19 protein-coding genes, 2 tRNA genes and 2 pseudogenes are annotated in these 22,994 nt (G+C 64.8%); 14 read left to right on the top strand and 9 right to left on the bottom strand.

What is annotated here, in order from left to right; genetic code table 11:
• Window positions 1-41 precede the first annotated feature (41 nt).
• From XarbCFBP7408_RS22360 to XarbCFBP7408_RS09590, 4 genes and pseudogenes are all read right to left on the bottom strand, one after another.
• Window positions 42-529 (bottom strand): annotated as a pseudogene (locus tag XarbCFBP7408_RS22360) (hypothetical protein); the annotation flags it as partial.
• A gap of 27 nt (window positions 530-556) precedes the next feature.
• Window positions 557-705, bottom strand: a pseudogene (locus XarbCFBP7408_RS23130) (transposase); the annotation flags it as partial.
• A gap of 454 nt (window positions 706-1,159) precedes the next feature.
• The gene (gene avrBs2 / locus XarbCFBP7408_RS09595) at window positions 1,160-3,310 is read right to left on the bottom strand and encodes a type III secretion system effector avirulence protein AvrBs2 (RefSeq protein ID WP_104562779.1); all 2,151 of its coding nucleotides are present in this window, start codon (window positions 3,308-3,310) and stop codon (window positions 1,160-1,162) included.
• Window positions 3,311-3,453: 143 nt separating this feature from the next.
• On the bottom strand, window positions 3,454-4,611 hold the full coding sequence (locus XarbCFBP7408_RS09590) for an ROK family protein (protein WP_104562746.1): 1,158 nt from the start codon (window positions 4,609-4,611) through the stop codon (window positions 3,454-3,456).
• Window positions 4,612-4,713: 102 nt separating this feature from the next.
• Here XarbCFBP7408_RS09590 and XarbCFBP7408_RS09585 point away from each other — a divergent pair, with 102 nt between their 5' ends.
• From XarbCFBP7408_RS09585 to XarbCFBP7408_RS09550, 7 genes are all read left to right on the top strand, one after another.
• Window positions 4,714-7,389: a TonB-dependent receptor gene (locus XarbCFBP7408_RS09585; RefSeq protein ID WP_181106378.1), complete on the top strand. Its 2,676-nt coding sequence runs from the start codon at window positions 4,714-4,716 to the stop codon at window positions 7,387-7,389.
• A gap of 9 nt (window positions 7,390-7,398) precedes the next feature.
• Window positions 7,399-8,187, top strand: a complete 789-nt coding sequence (locus XarbCFBP7408_RS09580; RefSeq protein ID WP_104562745.1) for a DUF1868 domain-containing protein — start codon at window positions 7,399-7,401, stop codon at window positions 8,185-8,187.
• Window positions 8,188-9,320: 1,133 nt separating this feature from the next.
• On the top strand, window positions 9,321-9,899 hold the full coding sequence (locus tag XarbCFBP7408_RS09570; protein WP_104562743.1) for an anthranilate synthase component II: 579 nt from the start codon (window positions 9,321-9,323) through the stop codon (window positions 9,897-9,899).
• Between the two features lie 190 nt (window positions 9,900-10,089).
• Complete coding sequence (locus XarbCFBP7408_RS09565) at window positions 10,090-10,722, top strand: flavin reductase family protein (RefSeq protein ID WP_104562742.1); 633 nt, start codon at window positions 10,090-10,092, stop codon at window positions 10,720-10,722.
• Window positions 10,723-10,844: 122 nt separating this feature from the next.
• The gene (gene trpD, locus XarbCFBP7408_RS09560) at window positions 10,845-11,882 is read left to right on the top strand and encodes an anthranilate phosphoribosyltransferase (protein ID WP_104562741.1); all 1,038 of its coding nucleotides are present in this window, start codon (window positions 10,845-10,847) and stop codon (window positions 11,880-11,882) included.
• 54 nt (window positions 11,883-11,936) lie between these two features.
• Window positions 11,937-12,809, top strand: coding sequence for an indole-3-glycerol phosphate synthase TrpC (trpC, locus tag XarbCFBP7408_RS09555; RefSeq protein WP_429001379.1), 873 nt, complete (start codon window positions 11,937-11,939; stop codon window positions 12,807-12,809).
• Window positions 12,802-13,518, top strand: a complete 717-nt coding sequence (locus XarbCFBP7408_RS09550; RefSeq protein WP_104562739.1) for a haloacid dehalogenase-like hydrolase — start codon at window positions 12,802-12,804, stop codon at window positions 13,516-13,518. The genes trpC and XarbCFBP7408_RS09550 overlap by 8 nt, the downstream gene beginning before the upstream one ends.
• Window positions 13,519-13,805: 287 nt before the next feature.
• Here XarbCFBP7408_RS09550 and crp read toward each other — a convergent pair whose 3' ends face one another.
• Window positions 13,806-14,498, bottom strand: coding sequence for a cAMP-activated global transcriptional regulator CRP (gene crp, locus XarbCFBP7408_RS09545; RefSeq protein ID WP_024938194.1), 693 nt, complete (start codon window positions 14,496-14,498; stop codon window positions 13,806-13,808).
• A 137-nt stretch (window positions 14,499-14,635) separates the two neighbouring features.
• On the opposite strand from crp, the gene speD reads away from it, so the two are divergent.
• Window positions 14,636-15,430 carry an adenosylmethionine decarboxylase gene (speD, locus tag XarbCFBP7408_RS09540; protein ID WP_005990692.1) on the top strand — a complete coding sequence of 265 codons (795 nt, stop codon included), beginning with the start codon at window positions 14,636-14,638 and terminating at the stop codon, window positions 15,428-15,430.
• Between the two features lie 162 nt (window positions 15,431-15,592).
• Window positions 15,593-15,907 carry a DMT family transporter gene (locus XarbCFBP7408_RS09535; protein WP_104562738.1) on the top strand — a complete coding sequence of 105 codons (315 nt, stop codon included), beginning with the start codon at window positions 15,593-15,595 and terminating at the stop codon, window positions 15,905-15,907.
• Window positions 15,908-16,237: 330 nt separating this feature from the next.
• Here XarbCFBP7408_RS09535 and coq7 read toward each other — a convergent pair whose 3' ends face one another.
• Window positions 16,238-16,891 carry a 2-polyprenyl-3-methyl-6-methoxy-1,4-benzoquinone monooxygenase gene (coq7, locus tag XarbCFBP7408_RS09525; protein WP_104562737.1) on the bottom strand — a complete coding sequence of 218 codons (654 nt, stop codon included), beginning with the start codon at window positions 16,889-16,891 and terminating at the stop codon, window positions 16,238-16,240.
• A 181-nt stretch (window positions 16,892-17,072) separates the two neighbouring features.
• On the opposite strand from coq7, the gene rplM reads away from it, so the two are divergent.
• Window positions 17,073-17,501, top strand: a complete 429-nt coding sequence (rplM, locus tag XarbCFBP7408_RS09520) for a 50S ribosomal protein L13 (protein WP_003483082.1) — start codon at window positions 17,073-17,075, stop codon at window positions 17,499-17,501.
• Between the two features lie 2 nt (window positions 17,502-17,503).
• Complete coding sequence (gene rpsI, locus XarbCFBP7408_RS09515) at window positions 17,504-17,896, top strand: 30S ribosomal protein S9 (protein ID WP_016902423.1); 393 nt, start codon at window positions 17,504-17,506, stop codon at window positions 17,894-17,896.
• Between the two features lie 453 nt (window positions 17,897-18,349).
• Here rpsI and XarbCFBP7408_RS09510 read toward each other — a convergent pair.
• Window positions 18,350-18,423: transfer RNA gene (locus XarbCFBP7408_RS09510), tRNA-Gln, on the bottom strand.
• Between the two features lie 52 nt (window positions 18,424-18,475).
• Window positions 18,476-18,552: transfer RNA gene (locus tag XarbCFBP7408_RS09505), tRNA-Met, on the bottom strand.
• Window positions 18,553-18,670: 118 nt separating this feature from the next.
• Here XarbCFBP7408_RS09505 and XarbCFBP7408_RS09500 point away from each other — a divergent pair.
• The 3 genes from XarbCFBP7408_RS09500 to bfr all read left to right on the top strand — a co-directional run bounded on the left by XarbCFBP7408_RS09500 (window position 18,671) and on the right by bfr (window position 20,400).
• The gene (locus tag XarbCFBP7408_RS09500) at window positions 18,671-19,288 is read left to right on the top strand and encodes an RNA pyrophosphohydrolase (RefSeq protein WP_024938192.1); all 618 of its coding nucleotides are present in this window, start codon (window positions 18,671-18,673) and stop codon (window positions 19,286-19,288) included.
• A gap of 80 nt (window positions 19,289-19,368) precedes the next feature.
• Window positions 19,369-19,578, top strand: coding sequence for a (2Fe-2S)-binding protein (locus XarbCFBP7408_RS09495; RefSeq protein WP_104562736.1), 210 nt, complete (start codon window positions 19,369-19,371; stop codon window positions 19,576-19,578).
• Between the two features lie 351 nt (window positions 19,579-19,929).
• Window positions 19,930-20,400, top strand: coding sequence for a bacterioferritin (gene bfr, locus XarbCFBP7408_RS09490; protein WP_104562735.1), 471 nt, complete (start codon window positions 19,930-19,932; stop codon window positions 20,398-20,400).
• A gap of 324 nt (window positions 20,401-20,724) precedes the next feature.
• Here the strand turns inward: bfr and XarbCFBP7408_RS09485 are convergent, their stop codons facing one another.
• Window positions 20,725-22,992 carry an ATP-binding protein gene (locus XarbCFBP7408_RS09485; RefSeq protein WP_181106389.1) on the bottom strand — a complete coding sequence of 756 codons (2,268 nt, stop codon included), beginning with the start codon at window positions 22,990-22,992 and terminating at the stop codon, window positions 20,725-20,727.
• Between the last annotated feature and the right edge of the window lie 2 nt (window positions 22,993-22,994).

Below are 22,994 nucleotides of genomic sequence, written 5' to 3'. Positions count from 1 at the left end.
CAAGTTCGCTCGCAACGCCACGAGCTGTTCAGAGGTTCCCTAAGTTGCGTCTCTCGAGTTTGCGTCGCAATCTATGCAGCGCCATCTGCAGCGTACCCGACACAGCCTGCATGGCGACGACCGCTTCGGGCGGGAGCTGGCGAAGAGCGGCAAATAATCCTTCGCCCAGCAACTCGCGCGCGAATGTGGTCGTACCAACGGAAGTGGACTGGTGCACCGTGTGCCCCAACACTGCGCCCAGGTATTGCTTGTCGACACTGATGGGCAGTTCGCCACGCGCTGCGGCCACCACGGCGGTGGCGGTCGGTCCAAGGACGATGCGCACGCCCTGCGCTGCACCTGATCGTATCGATGCAGCCAGCGCGCCCATACGCTCGGTGCGTGTTGTTGGGGTGGTTGTTGCAGATGTGTGCACTTGCGGATCGCGTGGTGCAGAGCGTTGATGGAGAGTGGAAGGCGGATCGAATGGTTCAAAAGAGTCTATGGCGTCGAAGAAGCGTTCGCTCGCGCTCTCGTTGCCATGCAGCATCGACGCGCCTGAGGCATTTAGAGCGTGTTATGAACTTTGAAAGAGCGTGGCTGCATTTCCAAGCATCAGAATCGTGAAGACAACAAAGTGCAAACAGCCAAGGTTTCCGGTAATCGCTCGTAGTCGCGTGCCAGTCGCCTGAAACGATTGACCCATCCAAAGCTGCGCCGTATTAGCAGGTCAAACAGCGCAGATCGTTAAGGGGGGCGCATAGCGATTGGCTGGGGGCGGCCGCTCCAGAGCCGATAGCCAGCTCAAGCCAGCCCGTATAAAGATTCGTGTGACAGTGCTCTGACCCAGCCGCAGCGCATCGCCGATCTGTCGGTAGGGACGTCGCCCGGGCCGTCGTGCCATCACTTGCTTCATAACGGACTCGGACGTGTCACGCCTCTCATTGATCACACTGAACGGCAACAAGCGGACCGCTTAAGGCTCGGCCGACATCTTTCGGCGTATACCGCACACCGGTATCGCGTACCAGCCCTTGCCGCTATCTGGAACGCTCGATGGCGGTGACAGTGATCGTCGTGGTCGAAGCACGCCCTGCGGTCCACGGCTGGAGAATGGCGCCCAGCCGGGAGGAGCGGCGCCGGCTAGCAACGCACCTGGCGCAGCAGCGCTTCGCCAGTCTCACTGCTCCTGGCCGATCTTTTCCGCCTGCGCGTTGAGATAGTGGGTTACCGGTGCGCCTCGGTATTGCACGTTCAGTCGTCCCAGCGATTCGGCGCGAGCATCTACCGCGCGCCGTGCTTCGGGATCGTGCTGGAGCTCTGCGCTATGGTCCAGAACGCGGCCTTCTCGCACGGCCGCCACCAGCGCGGGGTCGGCCGGCTTGGATGCTGCGCGGAATTCGCTGGTGCGCTGCTGCACGATCTGCGCATCGCGTGCGCTGTCGATGGGGGTCTCTGGCGGAAGATCCAGTTCCATGCCGGTATGGCCACGCGCCAGCATGCGGTTTTCCAATAGTGCGAGCAGTTCTTCTTCTGGCTGGTCTGTCAACAGACTCTCGCCGGCATTGCGAAAGGCACCGGCAGTGTTGCGCTTGATGCCGAAGGCTTCGCCGCTGAGCTTCTGCATTTCGCCGAAGTTGCGCCAGAAGTAATAGTCTTTGTCATGGTTGGCGCGCGGCAGGGAGAAATCCTCATACCTGTAGGCGGACGAAAATGCCGCCTGCGCGTAAGCCGAGTCCGGCTGACGCAAACGTGTACGTGTCAGTTCCATGGCCTTGCCCGCAGCGCTTTGCTGATCGGTGGCCACCGCCTCCACGATGACCGGGCGCATCTTGTTCCAGCTCTCCAACCATTGCACTGCGGTCTCGGCCAGTCCCTCGGGGCCATCGTCCTTGCCCGGGAAGAAATCGCGCAGCTGTGGGTCGTCCAGCATTCCCTGACTGAAGACCGGTACCACATTGATCTTGGCCAACAGCCGGTGGAGTGCAGCACGGCGAGGCGCATCCTGGGAGTGCAGTGGATTGATCTGGTAATGCTTGTACAGGTTGGACAAAAATTGATCGAAGCCGCCGGTGTAGTACTTCGCATAAAGCTTGACCGCCGCACCCTGGCGCAGATCCGGCCGACGCATCAACACCATCGCCACCGCCTCGGCGGTGTCTTCCTTGCAATCGAGTGCGACCGACATCGCCTCTGGCTTGTGCAGCGCGTGCTCCAGCGCCTGTTCTACGGCAGCAATGGTTTGGTCAGTCTTGATGAAATTGCCGTCTACCGGGTTGCGGATCACCAGCGGCATCTCGCGCAGTTGCGCAAACGGCACCTGCGACACCAGCCTGTTCTGCGGGTCGTCGGTCATGCGGCCTATGCTGAAGTCGTGCATCAGCACCGGTACGCCGTCGGCGCTGACCTCGACATCCAGTTCCAGATTGCGATACCCCTGCTCGTAAGCGCGATCGATGGCGGCAAGCGAGTTCTCCGGAATACCCGCATGATTGTCGAATAAGCCCCGGTGCACCATCACGTCCTTGCCCAGGGCGCGCGTGCTGGGAGCCTGGAAATAGTTCTCGTGGATAAGCTCCTTGCGGTGCTTGCGCAGCAACGCCTGCTTGCCGGCCACTAGATGATGGTCGTTGGCCTTGAAGAACGCTGTGCCGCCATCGCGCGCCGGTATCTCGTGGCCGTGGTACCGAGCGGCTTGCTGTAACTTGCGACGCGGCTGCGCGGACGATGCTGGCTGTAGCCATTGCGGCGTGGCTAGTCCAAGACCGGGCAGATCCAGCGCCCTGCTCAATGCGCTGCGCGCTGGATCGCTGAAGTTGTCGCCAGCGGCAAACGCGCGTTTCAAGTCAAAGATGATGCGGCCGTGCTCAGCATCGACCAGTACCGGGCCTGCCGCGGCGCGTGCGCGGCCAGATAGGCCGCGCGCCATCGCGGTGAACGCGGCGCTCTCTAGGTAGACCGGCTGCAAGGTGCCGGCGGCAAAGCGCTCCGCGATGCTCCCCGTTTTCCGTGCCGTGCCCGCCTGCGCGAGATACTTGGAAAGCGTGCTTTGCGCGGCTTGCACGGTGATCTGCCTGGACTGCACCTCGACCAGGCGCTGCTCGGAGAATTCTCCGTCGAGCGCCACCAGTGCCTGCATGCCGGTCATAGCGCTGTCGGGCAAGGGCATCAGAGGTGGCAACGTGGCGGCGCGGCGGCGCGGGCGCGCCCCGGGTGGCTGGTTGCCACTGGGCTGGTGCGGCACGTTCGCCGGCACGCTTGGAATGGCGTGCGTGGGCGTTGCCAAGGTGGCGGCGAGCGGGACGGACGGTTGCGAAGGGCCAATACGCATGATGCGCTCCGGAGCACTGGTGGCGGCCAGTAGACCCAATGCCATATGACAATACCCGACCAGGGCGAAATCTGCCGCCGCAATGCGAAATGATGCCGCACGTCCAACGTTGGCTTAATTGGTCGCATGTGGCATCGCTTGCGCTAGAACAGGGTTTCCTTGAACGGCAACATGGCCGCGCCCAGCACCGTGGCCTGTGCGTGCACCTGTCCTACCAGCAAGGACGGATAAGGTGATGCCATGCCACGCTGCGGCGCCGATTCGAAGGCGATGCGGGCGATCAGCCGCTGCGCAAGATCGGTCGGCAGGCGCGCGCCGAAAACGATCACGCGCGGATCGATCAAGGCGATGATTGCCGCCACCGCCAGCGTTACGGTGGGTTGCACCGCATCCAGCCAGGCCTCAATCTGTGGCCATGCCGCATCGTAATTCTCTAGCATAGTGTGCAGGTCCGGCAGCACGTGGCCATCGGCGACCAATGCCTGACGCAGGCTTTCCAGCGTTGGCCTCGCCATGCCGGTGATGGCTGAGATGCGCCCCAGTTCGCCCACATTGCCGTGCGCACCGCGGCGCACGTTGCCTGCGGCGATCACGCCGGCAGCAAAGCCGTCGGAGATCGACAGATAAACCAGATCCGGTGATTGGCGACCAATGCCGTACACGGCCTCGGCCAGGGCGGCGCAATGGGCGTCGTTGTCCATCCAGACCGGTAGCTGCAGACAGTCGGCGACAAACCGATCCAGTTCCACCTGCATCCATTCCGCTGCCAGCGACAATGGCGGATTGACCCGGGTGCCGTCGCCGATGCGCGGGCCGGTCATGCTCAGACCGACACCGAACACATGCTGCCGATCCACCCCGGCCGTCCTTAGCAGCGTCTCCACCAAGGCCGGCAGTTGTGCACGCACCACCGCCAGCGTCAGCGGGAAGGCAGTGAGCTGGCGCATGCCACGGACTTGGCCGGCGAAGTCGATTAGCACCACCGCGAAGCCATCGACCATCAACGACACCCCCACGCTGTATGCATACCCCGACACCAGACTCACTTGCGCGCTCGGTTGGCCGCGGCCACGCCGCAACGAGGGCCGCAGCTGCAGCAGGCCATGGGCCACGAGTGGGTCGATGATGCCCTTGATGCCGGGCACGCTGAGCCCGCTGGCATGCGGTAGATCCGAGCGCTCGACTTGCCCGGCGCGGCGGATCAGATCCAGCAGCAGGCGCTCGCTGGGGCCGGCCGCTTGGCCATCGCTGCGACGGCGGTAGTGCGAAAGGATGGCTGCATTTGCGAAAAAAGAGGGCATGCGCGGCGAAAGCTCCGTCGTTGTCATAATCGCTTTAATTAACGAGCTTAATTTAATCCGCCTGCGGCACCAGCACGGGGCCGCCCCATGTCGGATCGTGCCATGCGCCCGTTGCAGCCTCATACCCGCTCCCATTGCCTCCCACCGCCTCGCCCGCAGCACCGGCATGCGTTGTCGCTGGCGCTGCTGCTGGCCCTGATCGGCGTGCTCCCAGGGCCAGCCCGCGCGACCGAGACACCGGTCGAGGCAAATGCGGCATCCCTGGATGAAGCGCAAACCCTGGATACGGTGAAGGTCTGCACCTCGTTCCAGTCGCAGAACACGCGTGCTGTCGCCACCAAGCAGGCGGCGCCCACCATCGTGGATTCGGTCGCCGCCGACAGCATCGGGCAACTGCCGGACTTTAACGTGGGCGATGCGCTGCGCCGGGTCGCCGGCGTCAGCACCGTGGAGTACCAGGGCGAACCACGCTATGTGACGGTGCGCGGCCTCAACGGCAACTACAACAGCATGCTGATCGACGGCTTTGCCTTCGCCAGCAACGACATCGGTAGCCGCCAGGCGCTGATGGATGTGCTGCCGGCCAACTTCGTGGACCGCATCGATGTGGTGAAGTCGCTGCTGCCGGAGAACGATGGCGGCGCGATCGGTGGTGTCACCAATCTGGTCACCGCCACCGGCTTTGCCCGGCCCGATGGCCTGCTGACCGCCTCGGCCAAGGGCGGCGCCAACCTCATGGGAAGCCGCTATGGCGGCCGCACGCCGGTGGGCGAAGGCGAGCTGAAATGGGGCAAGCGCTTCGGGCGTGACGGCCAGTTCGCGTTTTTGGGTGCGGCCAGTGTCTGGCGCCGTGAGATTTCGGTGCCGCAGCAGGAAAATGGCGGCGCCCTCAATTGGTACAACGCCGACGGCACGCGCGCGGCGTCGGCCTATGGCGGCACCGGCGCGGCGGTGCCTAGCGAACGGCGCTGGTACAACTACGACAACACCCGCGAACGGCGCGGCGTGACCGCACGCGTGGATTGGCAGCCGGATGGTCCGCTCAGCGGCCATGTGTCCGGCTACACGTTCGACCAGCACGAATCTTCCGACCGCAATGCCCAGGTCGCCCAGGTGCAGAACAGCGCGCGCCTGACCCGCAGCGGCCCGCAAAGCGGCACGCTGGACAATCTCAACCAGCTCGTCGAGTTGGGGCAGCTACGCTGGAAGCGCGGGCTGTCCGGCATCAACGGCGAACTGCTGGCCGAGCTGCCTGACCAGTGGCGCGGCGCGCTGCGCGCAAGCACCTCGCGCGCCACGGTGGACAACCCGCAGACCTGGGACCGCTTCCAGCAGAATGGCCTGGCTTACGGCTTCGATTGGAATGGCACCCTGCCGGCATTCACGGCCCTGGACCCGGCCCTGGCCGACGACCCGACCCGTTACGCCAACCTCAACCACCAGCAGGAGCGCACGACCTACGCCGAACGGGTGAGCGACCTGCAACTGGAGCTCCGTCGCAACATGGACGAAGACAGCCAGGGGCTGGGACTGGCCTTTGGCCTGCGACAGGTGCGCACGCACATGCAGACCGCGTTCCAGCGCACGACCTGGAGCGGGTTGCCTTATTCGCTGGCCGATGTGCTGGGCAACCCCACCTGCGCCCTGGGTTGCAATGCGCCCATGTTGATCATCGACCCGGACCTGGCCGACGCACGCTGGGATGCGGTGTCCGGCCAGGCGCGCGGCGTGGCGGACATCACCGCGCAGAACAGCGGCACCTACAGCTTGGATGAGCAGGTGCGCGCCGGCTTCGCACAAGCACAGTGGCGCGGCGAGCGCTGGCGGTTGGCCGGCGGCGTGCGCCTGGAGCAGACACGCTTTGGCAGCAGCGGCCAGCAACTGAGCGGAACCACCTGGACCCCGGTCAGCGCGCAGCGCACCTACCGCAATTGGCTCCCATCGTTGGCCGGCCAGATGCAGACCAGCGCCGCCGGCACCTTGCGCTTTGGAGTGTCCCGCTCGATCGGGCGACCGCGTCTGGACCAGATGGCGTTGAACGGTGGCGTGCTCACGCCGGGCAGTACCCCACCCACGCTCAACCAGGGCAATCCGGACCTGCAGCCGCGCCGCTCGCAGAATCTGGACCTTAGCCACGACTGGATCTTCGACGACGGCGGCAGCCTGCTGTCGATCGCGCTGTTCCACAAGACCATCGACAACGAGATTTTCCGTTACGGGCAGTTGCAGACCATTGACGGCGAGCAGGTACTGGTCACCCAGCCGCGCAATACCGACCGGCCGGTCCGCATGCGCGGTGCCGAACTGGGCGCGATCAAGGAACTGGGCCCGTGGCTGCCTGCGCTGGCCGGGCTGTCGGTCGGTGCCAATGTCACCGTCCTGGACGTGGACTACCCGGTGGTACTCGGCGATGGCTCGCGCACCACGCTCTCGGTGTTGCCGCAGCAGCCCAAGCAGTTATGGAACCTGACCCTGAACTATGCCCGTGGGCCGCTGCGCAGTTCGCTGGCCTGGAGTCGGACCGGCGAACTGTGGGATGACCGCTACCCCAACTACAGCAACCAGCAGGAGTTCTATCGCAACCGCTACCAGCAACCGCTGGACCGCATCGATCTGAAACTGGCTTGGGACGTGTCGCCATCGGTCGCCGTGAGTCTGGACGTGCTCAACCTGGCTGGACAGGGCTACCAATACCGCATCGGCCGCAATCAGGAATACGTGCAATCAGCCTGGAAGATGGCCCCCACCGTGATGCTCGGCGTCAACGTCAAACTTTGAGGAGCGTGCATGTCGTCATGTCTAGATACCCCCTTCAGCCGACGCCGGCTGCTGGCCGCCGCTGCAGGCACCGCGGTGTTGGCCACCGCCCTACCCACGCTTGCCGAGACACCGCCACCGCCGGATGTGGGCCGCAAGTTCCTGCACTCCAGGCGGCCGATGCCGTTTGCCGGCAACACGTTCGTTGGCCATCTCGAACAGCAGGGCGAGGGCTACGACAGCTTCGACCGCGTGCTGGACATCTATCGCGAACTGCCCGAGCACCGCTTCGCCACCAAGTTCGCGTTGCTGCCGCCGAGCAGTTACCACGTGACCTTGCTAGGCGGCGTCAATGAGATCGATCGCGTGCGCGGGCCTTGGCCAAGTGATATGGCGCGCGATGTCGCACTGAGCGAGATCAATGCTGCGTTTCTATCGCGGCTGGCGCAACGCACTGCTGCACCGCTGAGTGCGTGCAACTTTGCAGTCAACCCAGCAACGGCAAGGACCGGCGCCAACGATAATCTGCTCATCCCACTGAAACCTGCGGACGAGCAGACCGCACAACGGTTGGAAACAGCGCGCCACGCATTGATGACCTTGACCCGGCTGCAGCGCCCGGACTACACCAACTTCCAGTTCCATATCTCACTCGCCTACCGGTGCGAAACGCTCCATCCTGCAGAGCAGGCTGACTACCGTGCTGCAGTCGGCCACTGGCTCAAGCGACTTGCCGCTGCGGGGCCTATCACCATTCCGCGTTTTCATTTTTGTACGTTCGCCGATATGTACGCGTTTCGTACCTTGCGCGAGGTCTGAAGTGGAGGTATGGGAGTGAGAATTTGGGATTGAAGTGAGGTGCATGATCTCGCCAACCCACAACGGGCGATGCTTACAACCGTCAGTTGCCGGCGCCCACCTATCTTGTGCGTTCGCACCGGCAGGAGCAGCTAGCGAGGCCGCAGAGGCCCTACTCCTATCACGATCACTAACTGCAAGATTACATAGGCTACGGCATCCCACCGCCCCTCTCGCAAATTGGTGGACGGACGTTCGATTTCGTCGTTGTTAGGCTCGAAGCTGCGTCGCTCCAGGCTGAGTCTGGGCAGTAAGTTGCCAGAGAGTTCGGGCGCGCGTTCAGCAATACGTCCGAAATGGACCCGATGAGCATGATCGATATCGCAAGCGAGTACGGAGATCGAGAGACGGCTCGCTATTGGCTAACGGCCGCTGCGCAGAAGGCGACATCGGCGCAATGCGCGAGCTGATCCTCGACCATAAAGAACCAGACGAGCGGGCGTGGGTTTGGATGTACCTGTCCCGCCTGCTGGAGCACGACCTGAGTAAAGACAGATACGAGGCTATCTATGAGGATAGCTCGCCTTACAACGATGACGTCGGGGGAGCAGCCTACGAAAAACGGCGGCAACGAGGGCATAGACTTGACTTCGCTCCCAAACGACGCCGATGCCGTTGCGCGCCAGACGGCCGAGCAGCTATTCACTCAGATCAACGCCGAACCTGATCGCATCTGACGGCGGCTCTGGTCCGGGCACTAGGGGCGCCGGCGAACATCGGCACCCCGCTGGCCACCCTAAGTTGCGATTCTTGTGATTGGCGGCCGGAAGCAGTGGCTGCCAGGCCCAATCCTTCCCTGTCCCGGCGAACAAGTTGGGCGGGGGGGCTTGCGTTGGTGGTTCTTGTTTTGCAGGACGAAACCCCCACGGGGGGAGGCGTAGTGCATTCGCTGGCCGGCCCCGGACCTATGTGCTTACCGGCTGCGCAGCGCCCTAGTTTGAAAAGCCGAGAGCAGGCTCGTGCGAAGATATGCCACGAGTGGTACCTGCCGACCCCGGCACCTCGTGTATCGAAGAAATAAGCGGGTATTGGAGCGGGTATTGAGAGTCTAACTGGGCCAATGGCCCTCTTAAAAACAAATAGATAGGCCTGATATGTTGCTCATGCTCGATAACTACGACAGCTTCACCTACAACCTCGTGCAGTACCTGCAGGCGCTGGGGGCCGAGGTGACGGTGGTGCGCAACGATGCGATGAGCGTCGACCAGATCGCCGCGCTCAGGCCCGAGCGCATCGTGATCTCGCCCGGTCCGTGCACGCCGAACGAGGCCGGCATCTCGCTGCAGCTGATCGAACAGCTGGGCCAGACCACGCCGATCCTGGGCGTGTGCCTGGGCCACCAGAGCATCGGTCAGGTGTATGGCGGCGATGTGATCCGTGCGGGCAACATCATGCACGGCAAGACCTCGCCGATTCGCCACGAAGGCAGGGGCGTGTTCGCCGGCTTGCCGGACAGCTACGAGGCCACGCGCTATCACTCGCTGGTGGTGGACAAGACCACTCTGCCGGACTCGCTGGAAGTCACCGCCTGGACCGAAAATCCGGATGGCTCGGTGGAAGAGATCATGGGCCTGCGCCATCGCCAGTTTCCGGTGGAAGGCGTGCAGTTCCACCCCGAGTCGATCCTGACCCAGCACGGTCATGCGCTGCTGAAAAACTTTCTGCAGCGTTGATCGCGATGGTCGTCACGCACATGGCCGTCATCGGCGCAGCTTGCATCGGCATCCACGCACCAGCGGGGAGCGCGGCTGTCTACGAGACGCTACGTCGCCGCTCGCGGACGGCCTCGCCGACGCATGCAACCAGCGTTTTCCTCACCCAGTAATGCCTGCGCGCGTCGCAGTCACCAGAGATCGCTTCACGATGAACCAGCCCGACGACAACATCCATTTCTATGAGCCGACCCAGGGCCACGGTCTGCCACACGATCCGTTCAATGCCATCGTCGGCCCGCGCCCGATCGGCTGGATCGGTTCGCGCAGCGCCGAGGGCATCGCCAATCTTGCGCCGTACAGCTTTTTCAATGCCTTCAACTACACGCCGCCGATCGTCGGCTTTGCCAGCATCGGTCGCAAGGACAGCCTGCGCAATATCGAGGCCACTGGCGAATTCACCTGGAACCTCGCGACCCGCCCGCTGGCCGAAGCAATGAACGCCAGCGCGGCGATGGTGCCTTCCGATGTCGACGAATTCGATCTTGCCGGCCTGCAGATGGCGCCATCACGCCTGATCGCTGCGCCACGGGTTGCCGCCAGCCCGGTGAGCTTCGAATGCCGGCTCAGCCAGCTGCTGCCGCTGCAGACCGCTACCGGCCACGCCATCGAGACCTGGTTGGTGCTGGGCGAGGTCGTCGGCGTGCATCTGGCTGCGTCGGCACTGCACGAGGGCATCTACGACCCGGCCGCGGTGCAGACGATTCTGCGCGCAGGCGGGCCGGCCGATTATTACGAAGTGCAGCCGCAAGCGCGCTTTCGCATGAAGCGTCCAGGCCAATGATCGCCACAGGTGCAGCTGCTTCGCCCTGGTACATCTGCTAGCTTGCGCCCGTTCCCACACTGATCGAGCGCGGCGCACGTCGCCTGCGTAGCCACCCATCACGTTCTGCCACGGTTGTTCCCATGCCCATCACACCGCAAGAAGCCCTGCAGCGCACCATCGAACACCGCGAAATCTTCCACGACGAAATGGTCGAGCTGATGCGGCAGATCATGCGTGGCGAGGTGTCGGACATGATGGTCGCCGCCATCCTCACCGGGCTGCGGGTCAAGAAGGAAACCATCGGCGAGATCGCCGGCGCCGCCACCGTGATGCGCGAGTTCTCGCGCCGCGTAGAGGTGAGTGATCGCCAGCACATGGTCGATATCGTCGGTACCGGCGGCGATGGCTCGCACACCTTCAATATTTCCACCTGCGCGATGTTCGTGGCTGCGGCCGGTGGCGCGAAGGTGGCCAAGCATGGCAACCGCAGCGTGTCGTCCAAGTCCGGCAGCGCCGATGCACTGGAAGCGCTGGGCGCGGTGATCGAGCTCCAACCCGAGCAGGTGGCGGCCTCGCTGGCGCACACCGGTATCGGCTTCATGTATGCGCCGGTGCATCACCCGGCCATGAAGGTGGTGGCGCCGGTGCGTCGCGAAATGGGCGTGCGCACCATCTTCAACATCCTCGGCCCGCTGACCAACCCGGCCGGCTCGCCGAACATCCTGATGGGCGTGTTCCATCCGGACCTGGTCGGCATCCAGGCGCGCGTGCTGCAGGAACTCGGTGCCGAGCGCGCGCTGGTGGTATGGGGGCGCGATGGCATGGACGAACTCTCGCTCGGTGCCGGCACCTTGGTGGGCGAACTGCGCGATGGCCAGGTACGCGAGTACGAAGTGCACCCGGAAGACTTCGGCATCGCCATGTCGGCCAGCCGCAACCTCAAGGTGGCCGATGCCGCGCAATCGCGCACGATGCTGCTGCAGGTGCTGGACAACGTGCCCGGCCCGGCGCTGGACATCGTCGCGCTCAACGCCGGTGCCGCCCTATACGTGGCAGGCGTGTCCGACAGCATCGCCGAGGGCGTCGTGCGTGCGCGTGCGGTCCTGGCCGATGGCTCGGCGCGTGCAAGACTGGACGCCTATGTCGCCTTCACCCGGCAGATTGCCTCACAGGCCTGACCCCTCCCACTGCACCGGCAGGCATGTGGCGGCATCCTGATCATGACCGCTGGCATGCTGGGGGCTGGCGCGTGGCGGCCGGTTGCGGCCGTCTTGACCGATAATGCCCGACCGCCAGGACCCGATACGATGAGCGATATCCTCAACACCATCCTTGCCCGCAAGGCCGAAGAAATCGCCGAGCGCAGTGCGCGCGTGCCGCTGGCCGAGCTGATCGCGCGCAGCGCCGACCTGCCGCTCACGCGCGGGTTTGCCGCCGCCATGCAGGCCAGCATCGCCGCCGGCGACCCGGCGGTGATCGCCGAAGTGAAGAAGGCCAGCCCGTCCAAGGGCGTGATCCGGCCCGACTTCCACCCGGCCGACATCGCGGTCAGCTATGAATTCGGCGGCGCCAGCTGCCTGTCGGTGCTGACCGATGTGGACTTCTTCCAGGGCGCCGATGCCTATCTGCGCCAGGCGCGCGAGGCCTGCACGCTGCCGGTGCTGCGCAAGGACTTCACCGTCGACCCCTACCAGGTCTACGAGGCGCGCGTGCTCGGCGCCGACTGCATCCTGCTGATCGTCTCGGCCCTGGACGATGGGCAACTGGCCGAGCTCTCCGGCCTGGCCATGCAACTGGGCCTGGACGTGCTGGTGGAAGTGCACGACATCGACGAGCTCGAGCGCGCGGTGCAGGTGCCGGTGCCGCTGGTCGGCATCAACAACCGCAATCTGCGCACCTTCGAGGTGACGCTGCAGACCACGCTGGACATGCGCGCCGCGGTGCCGCGCGACCGCATCCTGGTCACCGAAAGCGGCATCGTCACCCCGGACGATGTGCAGCTGATGCGCAGCCACGGCGTGAACGCGTTTCTGGTCGGCGAGACCTTCATGCGCGCGCCCGAACCCGGCGAGTCGCTGCGTCAGCTATTCTTCGCGCATGACTGAGGCGTATCCCGTACCGCGCGACGACGCACCGCTGGTGGTCTTCGATTTCGACCACACGCTCTATGACGGCGACTCCGGCAGCCATCTGTTCGCCTGGCTGATCAGGCGCAACCCCTTGCGTCTGCTGGTGGCGCTGTTGGCCTCGCCGATCCTCGGCCCGATGGTGGCGATGCTGTCGACCCGCCGCCGCGGCGTGTCCGGGTATGTGTGGATCGCCACCTTCGGCCTGCACCGCACGCGCGAGTTCAACCGTTTCACCGATGCCTACGTGCTCAAGCATGAGGCGCAGATCCGCCAGCGCCTGTTGCCGCACGCCTTGAAGGTGTTCACCGACCACCGCGCTGCCGGCGACCGTGTGGTGGTGGCCACCGGCGCGCCGCCGGAACTGGCGCGCGCGATTCTCGGCTTTGTCGCCCATCAGGACGTGCCGGTGATCGGCAGCCTGGTCGGCCCCCGCCTGGGGGCGGTCACCGCGCGACGTCACTGCCACAACGAAGAGAAGATGCGCATGCTGCGCGAGCGCGGCTATGCCGACATCGCCGTTGCCTATTCGGACAGCACCGCGGATCTGCCGCTGCTGAAGGCGGCGCGCGCGCCGGTGGTGGTCAATCCGAAGGCCAATCGCGAAGCGCTGTTCCGGCAGGTGCTGCCGACAGGCACGCCGATCCTCAACTGGGGATGTCGCGATCGCGGTGGGAAGGCGCTGTAGCGCCTGGCGCCGTTAGCGGCGCGCAGCCTGGCGGGTGCGGCAGGCATCCGAACGCAGCAGCTACCCGGCGCACACGCGGCTGGATTCGCGCGCATCCGGCGGTTGTTCCCCGGGGTATTGGTCACTCCACGCCCACCGAAGCGGCGCGGAACGGCAACCCGCTGCTGCGGCAAAACACGCGCAGCGCTCGGCGGCGGAACGCGCCCGACCACATCGGTCCGCATGCCGTGCGGCATGCGGCCAAGCTGCGGCCGGTGCAGTGCTGCACCAGCCGCGCCAACAGCCGCTCAGCGGGTGCCGTACAGCACGACGGTCTTGCCGCGTGCATGCAGCAGGCCGTCGGCCTGCAGCTTCTTGAGCACGCGCCCGGCCATTTCGCGCGAACAGCCCACCAGCCGTGCCAGTTCCTGCCGCGACACGCGCAGCTGGGTGCCCTGCGGGTGACTCATCGCTTCCGGCTCCTTGGACAGGTCGTGCAGGGTGCGCACGATGCGGTCGGTCACGTCCAGGAATGCCAGGCGGCTGGCTTTCCTTGTGGTGTCGAGCAACCGCTTGGACAGCTGAACGCCAATCGCGTACAGGATGCGGGGCGCATCCGGCGACAGACTGGTCTGGAACAGCTGCTGCAGCCGCTCGTAGCTGATCTCGGCCAGCTCGCACTGGGTGCGGGTGCGCAAGATCACCTCGCGGGTATCGGATTCGATGAACAACCCCATCTCGCCGACGAACTCGCCGCTACCGAAGTAGCCCAGCACCAACTCACGATCGTCATCTTCCTCGGCAATGATGCTCACCGAGCCACTGATCACGTAGTAGAGGGTGCCAGCCGGGTCTCCTGGCCGGAACACATCGGTCCGGGTCGGATAGCGCCTGCGATGGCTGTGCGCCAGGAAACGCTCGATCGTGCCCGCGTCCAGCGCCAGAGAAGGGGTAGCGTTACGTACCGTCGTAGTCACAACCGTCGTGTTTCCTGGGCTCATGGTAGTTCCGCGTGTAATTCCTGAAGCTTAACGGCATGAGTCATGCAAGGTAAACCATTCTTAACGTCGGCATTTCGTTGCTGGGATCTTTGGCTCATAATTGTTTCCTTTCCCGCCTTCCATAAGGACAGACCGACGTGGTCAAGCCGTTGCCTCGCCTGAGGCTGCAGGGGTTCAACAACCTCACCAAGGCGTTGAGCTTCAACATCTACGACGTCTGTTACGCGCGTACCGAAGAGGAGCGTCAGCGCTACATCGAATATATCGATGAACAGTACGACGCCGATCGTCTGACGCAGATTCTGACCGATGTGGCCGAGATCATCGGCGCCAACATCCTCAATATCGCACGTCAGGACTACGATCCGCAGGGCGCATCGGTCACGATCCTGATCTCGGAAGAGCCTGTCATCGACAAGAAGCAGGCCGGCAAGGAGCTGATCTCCGATGCCGTGGTCGCTCATATGGACAAAAGTCATATCACTGTCCATACATATCCCGAGACGCACCCGCAGGAAGGCATCGCCACCTTCCGCGCCGATATCGACGTCGCCACCTGCGGCGTGATCTCGCCGTTGAAGGCGCTGAACTACCTGATCGAGAGTCTGGAGTCGGACATCGTGATCATGGACTACCGCGTCCGTGGCTTCACCCGCGATGTGAAGGGCAAGAAGCACTATATCGACCACAAGATCAACTCGATCCAGCACTTCCTCGCCAAGAACGTGAAGTCGCGCTACGAGATGTTCGACGTGAACGTCTATCAGGAAAACATCTTCCACACCAAGATGCACCTGAAGGACTTCGACCTGGACCAGTACCTGTTCGAGGAGCGCGCCAAGAACCTCTCGTTCAAGGAGCGCATGAAGATCGAAACGCTGCTCAAGCGCGAGATCGAAGAATTGTTTCACGGGCGCAACCTGAGCGAATAAGCGCAGCGAGCGCGCTGTTGCGCGGCCTGCCTGCAGGCGCGCGGAAGAACCAAGGCGGGACGGCCCGCCACGCGATGACCTCGCGTTCCACAGCCGACGGCGGCCCAGTGTGCAAGCACTGGGTCGCTTTTTTTTTGTGCGTTTTTTGTGAGGAGTACTGCGATGCCCTGGATCTATCTGCTGCTGGCCGGCCTGTTCGAGATCGGCTTTGCCATGGGCCTGAAGTACAGCGACGGCTTCACCCGCCTGTGGCCGACCGTGCTGACGGTCGGTCTGGCGGGCATCAGCCTGTGGTTCCTGACCCAGGCGCTGAAGACCATCCCGGTCGGCACCGGTTACGCGATCTGGACCGGGATCGGCGCGCTGGGCGTGACCATCGCCGGCATCGCGCTGTTCGGCGACAGCGCGTCGTGGTCGCGCCTGGCCTGCATCGGCCTGATCGTGGCCGGGGTGATCGGGCTGAAGCTGGTGGGGTAGTCGTGGTCAGCCCTGCGTGGTCAGCCCTGCGTGGTCAGCCCTGCGTGGTCAGCCCCACTGCGTGGGCCTGACCCCCCAAGGTTTGCTACGCAAACCTTGGGCCCCACTTCGTAGCACCCTATCCCCGCGCCTTCGGCGCGCCCCCTTAACAAAAGGGGGCTCTGCTCCAGTGGGGTGTTGCAAGAGGTATGGGCATGGTTTGCTGGGCGCCGCCAGCCGCCAGCCGCCAGCCGCCAGCCGCCAGCCGCCAGCCGCCAGCCGCCAGCCGCCAGCCGCCAATCCCCAATCCCCAATCCCCAATCCCCAATCCCCAATCCCCAATCCCGCCGGCTACAGCCGGTACGCCACCGCTTTCATCAGCTTGGAGGCCAGGGCCATGGCGCTGGGGATCGGGGGCGGGAGGGGGCGTGCGCCGGCCTGTTCGGCCTGGTCGGCGTGGCGGGCCTCGTCGATCTTCATCACGCGCAGGATCGCGCGGCTGCGCTGGTCGGCCTCGGGGAGGGTTTCCAGGTGTTCGTCCAGATGCGCTTCGACCTGGCGCTCGGTCTCGACCACGAAGCCCAGGCTCCAGTCGTCGCCGCGCAAACCGGCCAGGGCGCCCAGGGCGTAGCTGCCGGCGTACCAGAGCGGGTTGAACAGGCTGGGGCGGCTGTCCAGCTCGTGCAGGCGGTCCGCGCACCAGGCCAGATGGTCGGTCTCTTCCTGCGCCGCCTCCAGCAGATGGTGCTGGGTGTGGGCATCGCGGGCCACGGCGGCCTGGCCAAAATACAGGCCTTGCGCGCAGACCTCGCCGACATGGTTGATGCGCATCAGGCCGGCGGCGTGGCGACGTTGCTCCGGGTCCAGTGCGACGTCGGGTGTGTCGGCAGCGGGATTGGGGCGTTCGGCCGGCGGATTGCCGAATACGGTGTCCAGCGCGCGCTGGGCTTCGACCAGCAGCCGGTCGAGCGGGCTGTGCAGTCGGTTGGGGGAGATCTGGGTCATACGGCGATTCTGGCCCCGCTCCGCCGTGCTGCCAACCGCCATGGCTCGGTTGTCGCTGCAACTTGCGCCGCCGCCGTGCGTCCCGTACACTCCTGCCTCTTCTGTTTCGCCTTCACAACGCGTGGCAAAGTTCCAGCGGTCGCCGCCGCTGCAATCCGCCCGACCACTCAAGAGTTTTCTCATGACTACGTTCACCGCCAAGTCCGAGACCGTCCAGCGCGACTGGTATCTCGTCGACGCCGCCGGCAAGACGCTCGGCCGTCTGTCCACCGAACTGGCCCGCCGTCTGCGCGGCAAGCACAAGCCGGTTTATACCCCGCACGTCGATACCGGCGATTACCTCGTGGTGATCAATGCCGAAAAGATCGTGGTCACGGGCAACAAGCTGAAAGACAAGAAGTATCACCGCTTCACCGGCTACATCGGTAACCTCAAGACCGAGAGCCTGGAGCAGGCGCTGCAGCGCCACCCGGAGCGCGTGATCGAAATCGCCGTCAAGGGCATGCTGCCGAAGGGCCCCCTGGGCCGCACCATGTACCGCAAGCTCAAGGTCTATTCGGGTGCCGAGCATCCGCACGCCGCCCAGCAGCCGCAAGTTCTGGATATCTAATCATGGCTATCACGCAAAACTACGGCACTGGCCGCCGCAAGTCCTCCACCGCTCGCGTGTTCCTGCGCAAGGGTACCGGCAACATCACCGTCAACGACCGTCCGCTGGACGAGTTCTTTGGCCGTGAGACCGCACGCATGATCGTGCGTCAGCCGCTGGAACTCACCAAGAACACCGAAAGTTTCGACATCCTGGTCACCGCCTCCGGCGGCGGCACCACCGGCCAGGCCGGTGCGATCCGTCTGGGCATCGCCCGTGCACTGGTCGAGTACGACGAAACCCTGAAGTCCGAGCTGCGCAAGGCCGGCTTCATGACCCGTGACGCCCGCGAAGTCGAGCGTAAGAAGGTCGGTCTGCACAAGGCCCGTCGCGCGACCCAGTTCTCCAAGCGCTGATCCATTGCGTTTGTTGCGTCCCGGTTCGCCGGGGCGCCTACTTCAAAGGCCCGGCCATGCCGGGCTTTTGTCGTTTTGGGGCCTGCGCATTGGAGACTGCAGTCGGCGCCCTGCGACCCGCTATGTCGAGGCAGGTTTTTCTTTCCAGGTCTGGCGGGCTTCGCGAACGCTGGCCGGTCATCTGGTGCCGGCTACGAGTGTCGGCTGCTGCGCCTGCGCACGGCCGCCTGGGTGACGCCATGCGCAGTGGCCGGGCTCGGTGCCTGTCTGCTGGATGCCTGGCTGGCCCGGCATCCATTTCCGACCAGGGCGGGTAGGGTCTCGCCTGAAGTGATCGTTGTTCGGCCTTGGGCGGGCATGCGCGCGCTGCACCCTTGCTGGCTGCAGCAATGCCGGCAAGAGGAATTTGGGGCAACAAAAAAGGCCCGATCGTCAGATCGGACCTTTCGTGTTTGGCTGCCCCGGATGGATTCGAACCACCGATGCCTGAGTCAGAGTCAGGTGCCTTACCGCTTGGCGACGGGGCAATAAAACGTGTTGGGCCAAGATTATTGCATGCCTGTGTGCGCATGAACACCTTGGTGGCTATGGGTGGACTCGAACCACCGACCCCAGCATTATGAGTGCTGTGCTCTAACCGGCTGAGCTACATAGCCTAGGGAGCCGGCAATTCTTACCAAGCGCTCGCGTGTTGTCAAGCATTTCGTTTTCAGCTTGTGAGCCGGCCGTCGCCGTGGCAGAGTCGGTGACAGTAGATTTTCAGGAGTCCGCATCGTGATCGATCCGGACGGTTTCCGGCCAAACGTCGGCATCGTGCTGATGCGAGAGGATGGTCAGGTGTTCTGGGCACGACGCGTGCGCAGGGACGGCTGGCAGTTCCCGCAAGGTGGCATGAATACCGATGAGACACCCGTAGAAGCCATGTACCGCGAGTTGCGCGAAGAAACCGGGTTGTTGCCCGAGCATGTCGAATTGCTCGGTGCCACCCCTGGGTGGCTGCGCTATCGCCTGCCGAGCCGGGCAGTCCGGCGCAACGAGCGTCAGGTCTGCATCGGCCAGAAGCAGGTGTGGTTCCTGCTGCAGTTCACCGGCCACGAATCCCATCTCAAGCTCGACCATACCGACACGCCGGAGTTCGACCACTGGCGCTGGGTGGATTTCTGGTATCCGGTCGAGCATGTGGTGATGTTCAAGCGCGGGGTCTATGCGCGCGCGCTGCGTCATCTGGCGCCGCTGGCGCAGACCATCGCGGGCTCGGCGGCGGTCGGGGTGATGCCCGAGCGCGCGCTGGAGGCCTGGTTGCCAGGCAGCAGCGCGGCCGGGCACGACAGCCCGCGCAAGCGTCCGCGCAAGCGGGGCGGGCCTCGTGCGGTGCGGATTAATAATGATTAACGTTTGGAATTGACACCTATTCTCGTTTGAGGTGCAATCAGTGCCGGTCCTCTCCGGATCGCCAGCACCCGACCGATACCGTGTACGTCTGCATCTGCAATGGGGTCACCGACCACCAGATCCGCGAAGCGGCCGAGAATGGCTGCGCCAGCCTGGCCGAACTGACCATGCGCACCGGCTGTGGTTCGAACTGTGGGGCGTGCCTGGAAATGGCGGGCGAGGTGCTGAGCCAGGCCCATGCGAGCCGCATCCTGCCGCTGCCCATGCTGGGGCTTGCCAGCGCTGCCTGAGTGCCTTCCAGCGTGCTCGCGCGCTGTCGATAACAGATTGCCGCAGACGAGTTGCCGGGTTGCTGGCTCGCGCTGCCGCTTTCCCCTCGCGCCACCAACGCGCAATCGATAGGTCGCCTTCCTGGCTGCCGTCCACGCGGTCGGTTCGGGACCGGCTGCAGTCATGGTTCGATCGGCAGTCTGCAACGATCGCTCGGTGAATGATCGCTGCGCGCTCCGCTCCTGCGACAGGCCGGATGACGGCCCACCCGGGAGCGTGCAGGCGTCGCGCAACTGATCACGATTCGCGTTCCTTCATGCCCCGCGGCAACGCGCTACAGTGCGGCCGGCTCACTGTCTCGGAGACATCGCATGAAGGGCGATACCAAGGTCATCGAGTACCTCAACAAGGTGCTCTACAACGAACTCACTGCGATCAACCAGTACTTTCTGCACGCCAAGATGCTGAAGAACTGGGGCCTGAAGGAACTGGCCGAGCATGAGTACAAGGAATCCATCGACGAGATGAAGCATGCGGACAAGCTGTCCGACCGCATCCTGTTCCTCGAAGGGCTGCCCAATTTCCAGGCGCTGGGCAAGCTGCGCATCGGCGAGAACCCCACCGAGATGTTCCGCTGCGATCTGGCGCTGGAGCGTGAGGCAGTTGCCGTGCTGCGCGAGGCCGTGGCCTATGCGGAGACCGTCAACGACTACGTGAGCCGCCAGCTGCTGGTGGACATCCTGGAGTCGGAAGAAGAGCACATCGACTGGCTGGAAACGCAGCTGGATCTGGTGGTGCGCATCGGCGAGCCGAATTACCTGCTGACCAAGCTGGACGACTGAGGGCGCGCGGTACGGTGCTGGTAGCGGTGTGTCGAAATCAGCGCGAGAGGGTGAGTCACTAGGCGCTGGCAACGCCGGGAGCATGCAGGCGTTGTGGGCGCGCATGGGTGCCGCGCCGTAGCTGTGACTGGCCGCGTGTGACTGCGCGCGCACCCTTACCCCCGGCCCGCATTTGCGAGGTGGGTGCTGCAAAGGCACGCGCGCCAATGACGCGCAACTGCTGGCTTCTCGCCGCGGCTGGAGCGCGGCTGGATTTTTCTTTGCGGGATGGCTTCGACTGCGTTGCCCGGCCGGTTCCTGTGGTCGGCTCGGGGCTTGCGCGGTTCAGCCGGCTGCGCGGGTTGCGGCTTGCAGGCGGGCCACCTGGCCGAGCAGCGCCAGGCGGGCGCGTGCGTACTCGGCGATGACCAGCGCCACCATCACCGAGGGGCGTTCGATGGTGCCGGTGCGCGCGGCCAGTTCGATCCGGCGCGCGGCATTGGCCAGCGCCTGGGCACCGACGTTGGCGCTGGAGGATTTGAGCGTATGCGCCAGGTCGCGCAGCTGCATGCTGTCGCGATTGGTGGCTGCGGTTTCCAGTCGCTCGATGATGCCCGGTGCGTCTTCCAGGAACAGCTGCAGGATGCTGATGGTGTCCGCGCCCGCCACCTCGTACAGCTCATCGATCACGCCGTTGTCCAGGATCGGCAGGGCGCGCGCCTGCGCGGCGCTGCTGGTGCTCTCGGGGTCGCCTGCGGCCTGGCTGCCAGTGGCCGGGCCAGGCAGCAACGGTTGGCGCGGCAGCCAGCGCTGCAGGCAGGCGTCGAGCTGCTCGCGGGCGACCGGTTTGGACAGATAGTCGTCCATGCCGGCGGCCAGGCAGCGTTCGCGATCGCCGGCCATGGCGTTGGCGGTCATCGCCACGATCGGGATCGGGCGGCCGCCGCTTTCGGTTTCCATCGCGCGCCAGCGGCGGGTGGCGGCATAGCCGTCCAGCACCGGCATCTGGCAATCCATGAAGACCATGTCGTAGCGGGTGGACTCCATGCTGCTGAGCGCGGCTTCGCCATCGGTGGCGGTGTCGGCCTCGAAGCCGAGCACGGCCAGCAGCTTCTGCGCGACCAGCAGGTTCACCGGGTTGTCTTCCACCAGCAGGATGCGTACGTCGCGCGCGCTGGCCAGCGCCGGCGCCATCGGCCCGGGAATCATCGCCGCGGCCAGCGTGGCCGCGTGGGCCGGCCTTGGCTCGGGCGGCAACACCAACGAGCGCAGGGTCTCGTCCGGGCTCAGGCGCGGCACCAGGGTGGCATCGTCCTGCAGCTCGGACGGTACCGGCTCGTCGCCGTACAGCCAGATCAGGCGCGCGCCGCCGAGGTCGTCTGGGCGCGCGAGTGCGCGATGCAGGGCGCGCGCGCTGTAGCGCAGCGTGTCGTGGTCGGCGATGACGCAGCGGAAGCCTTCGCTGTCGCTGTGGCGGCGCACCCGCTCCAGCGCTTCCTGGGTGGTCTCCATCAACATGTGCGGCACGCCCCAGCTGTCGAGCAGCCGCTTGAGGCGCTGCGACAGGCGGGTGTCGGAGCTGATCACCATCACCCGCGCGGCATCGGCGGCGGTGTTCTGCTGCAGGTCGCCGATGACCTTGAGCAGCGGGATTTCGAACCAGAACGTGGCGCCGCGCCCGGGTTCGGATTCCACCCCGATGCGGCCACCCATCAGGTCGATGATGCGCTTGCAGATCGCCAGCCCCAGGCCGGTGCCGCCGTACAGCCGCGTGGTGGAGGCATCGGCCTGGGCGAAGGAGCGGAACAGGCGCGCCTGCTGGTCCGGGGCGATGCCGATGCCGGTGTCGCGCACCTGGAAGCGCAGCAGATGCTGAGCGCGGGTCTCGCCCAGGCGGCGCAGCTGGATGTCGACGCTGCCGCGCTCGGTGAACTTGATCGCATTGCCGATCAGGTTGCCCAGCACCTGGCGCAGGCGGATCGGGTCGCCGCGCACCAGCAGGCGCACCGACGGTTCGATATCCAGCCCCAGGCGCAGCTGCTTGCCTTCGGCGGTGCGCTGCAACAGCTGCACGACGCCGTCGAGCAGCTCGCGCAGGTTGAAGGTGGTGATCTCCAGTTCGAGCTTGTTGGCTTCGAGTTTGGAGTAGTCGAGGATGTCGTCGACGATGCGCAGCAGCTGCAGCGAGCTGCCGGTGGCGGTCTGCAGCATGTCGCGCTGGTCCAGGCTGAGCTGGCCGCTGGAGATCAATTCCAGCATCGGGATGATGCCGTTGAGCGGGGTACGGATCTCGTGGCTCATGGTGGCCAGGAATTCGCCCTTGGCCAGCGTGGCGGCCTCGGCGGCCTGCTTGGCGCGCAACAGCTCCTGTTCGAGCGCGCCGTGACGCTGCAGCTCCTGCTGCAGGCGCTCGCGGGCGAGGTCGGCTTCTTGCAGCCGTTGCAACAGGGCGTGCTGCGCGCGCGCGCTGCGGTAGCCGGCAATTGCAGCGCATAGACCGAATGCAACCGCCAGGGCTGCAGAGAGCGCCGTCACTGCGCGCCACGACCCGTCGATGGCCGACCACTGCAGGCCCGCACCCAGCGCAGCGACCAGCGCGGTCAGCGTGGCCAGGC

This window comes from Xanthomonas arboricola pv. guizotiae, assembly GCF_002940205.1.
Taxonomy (GTDB): Bacteria; Pseudomonadota; Gammaproteobacteria; order Xanthomonadales; family Xanthomonadaceae; genus Xanthomonas; species Xanthomonas arboricola_C.
Note: the sequence above shows the minus strand (reverse complement) of the source record. Positions and strands in the feature narration are given on the sequence as shown.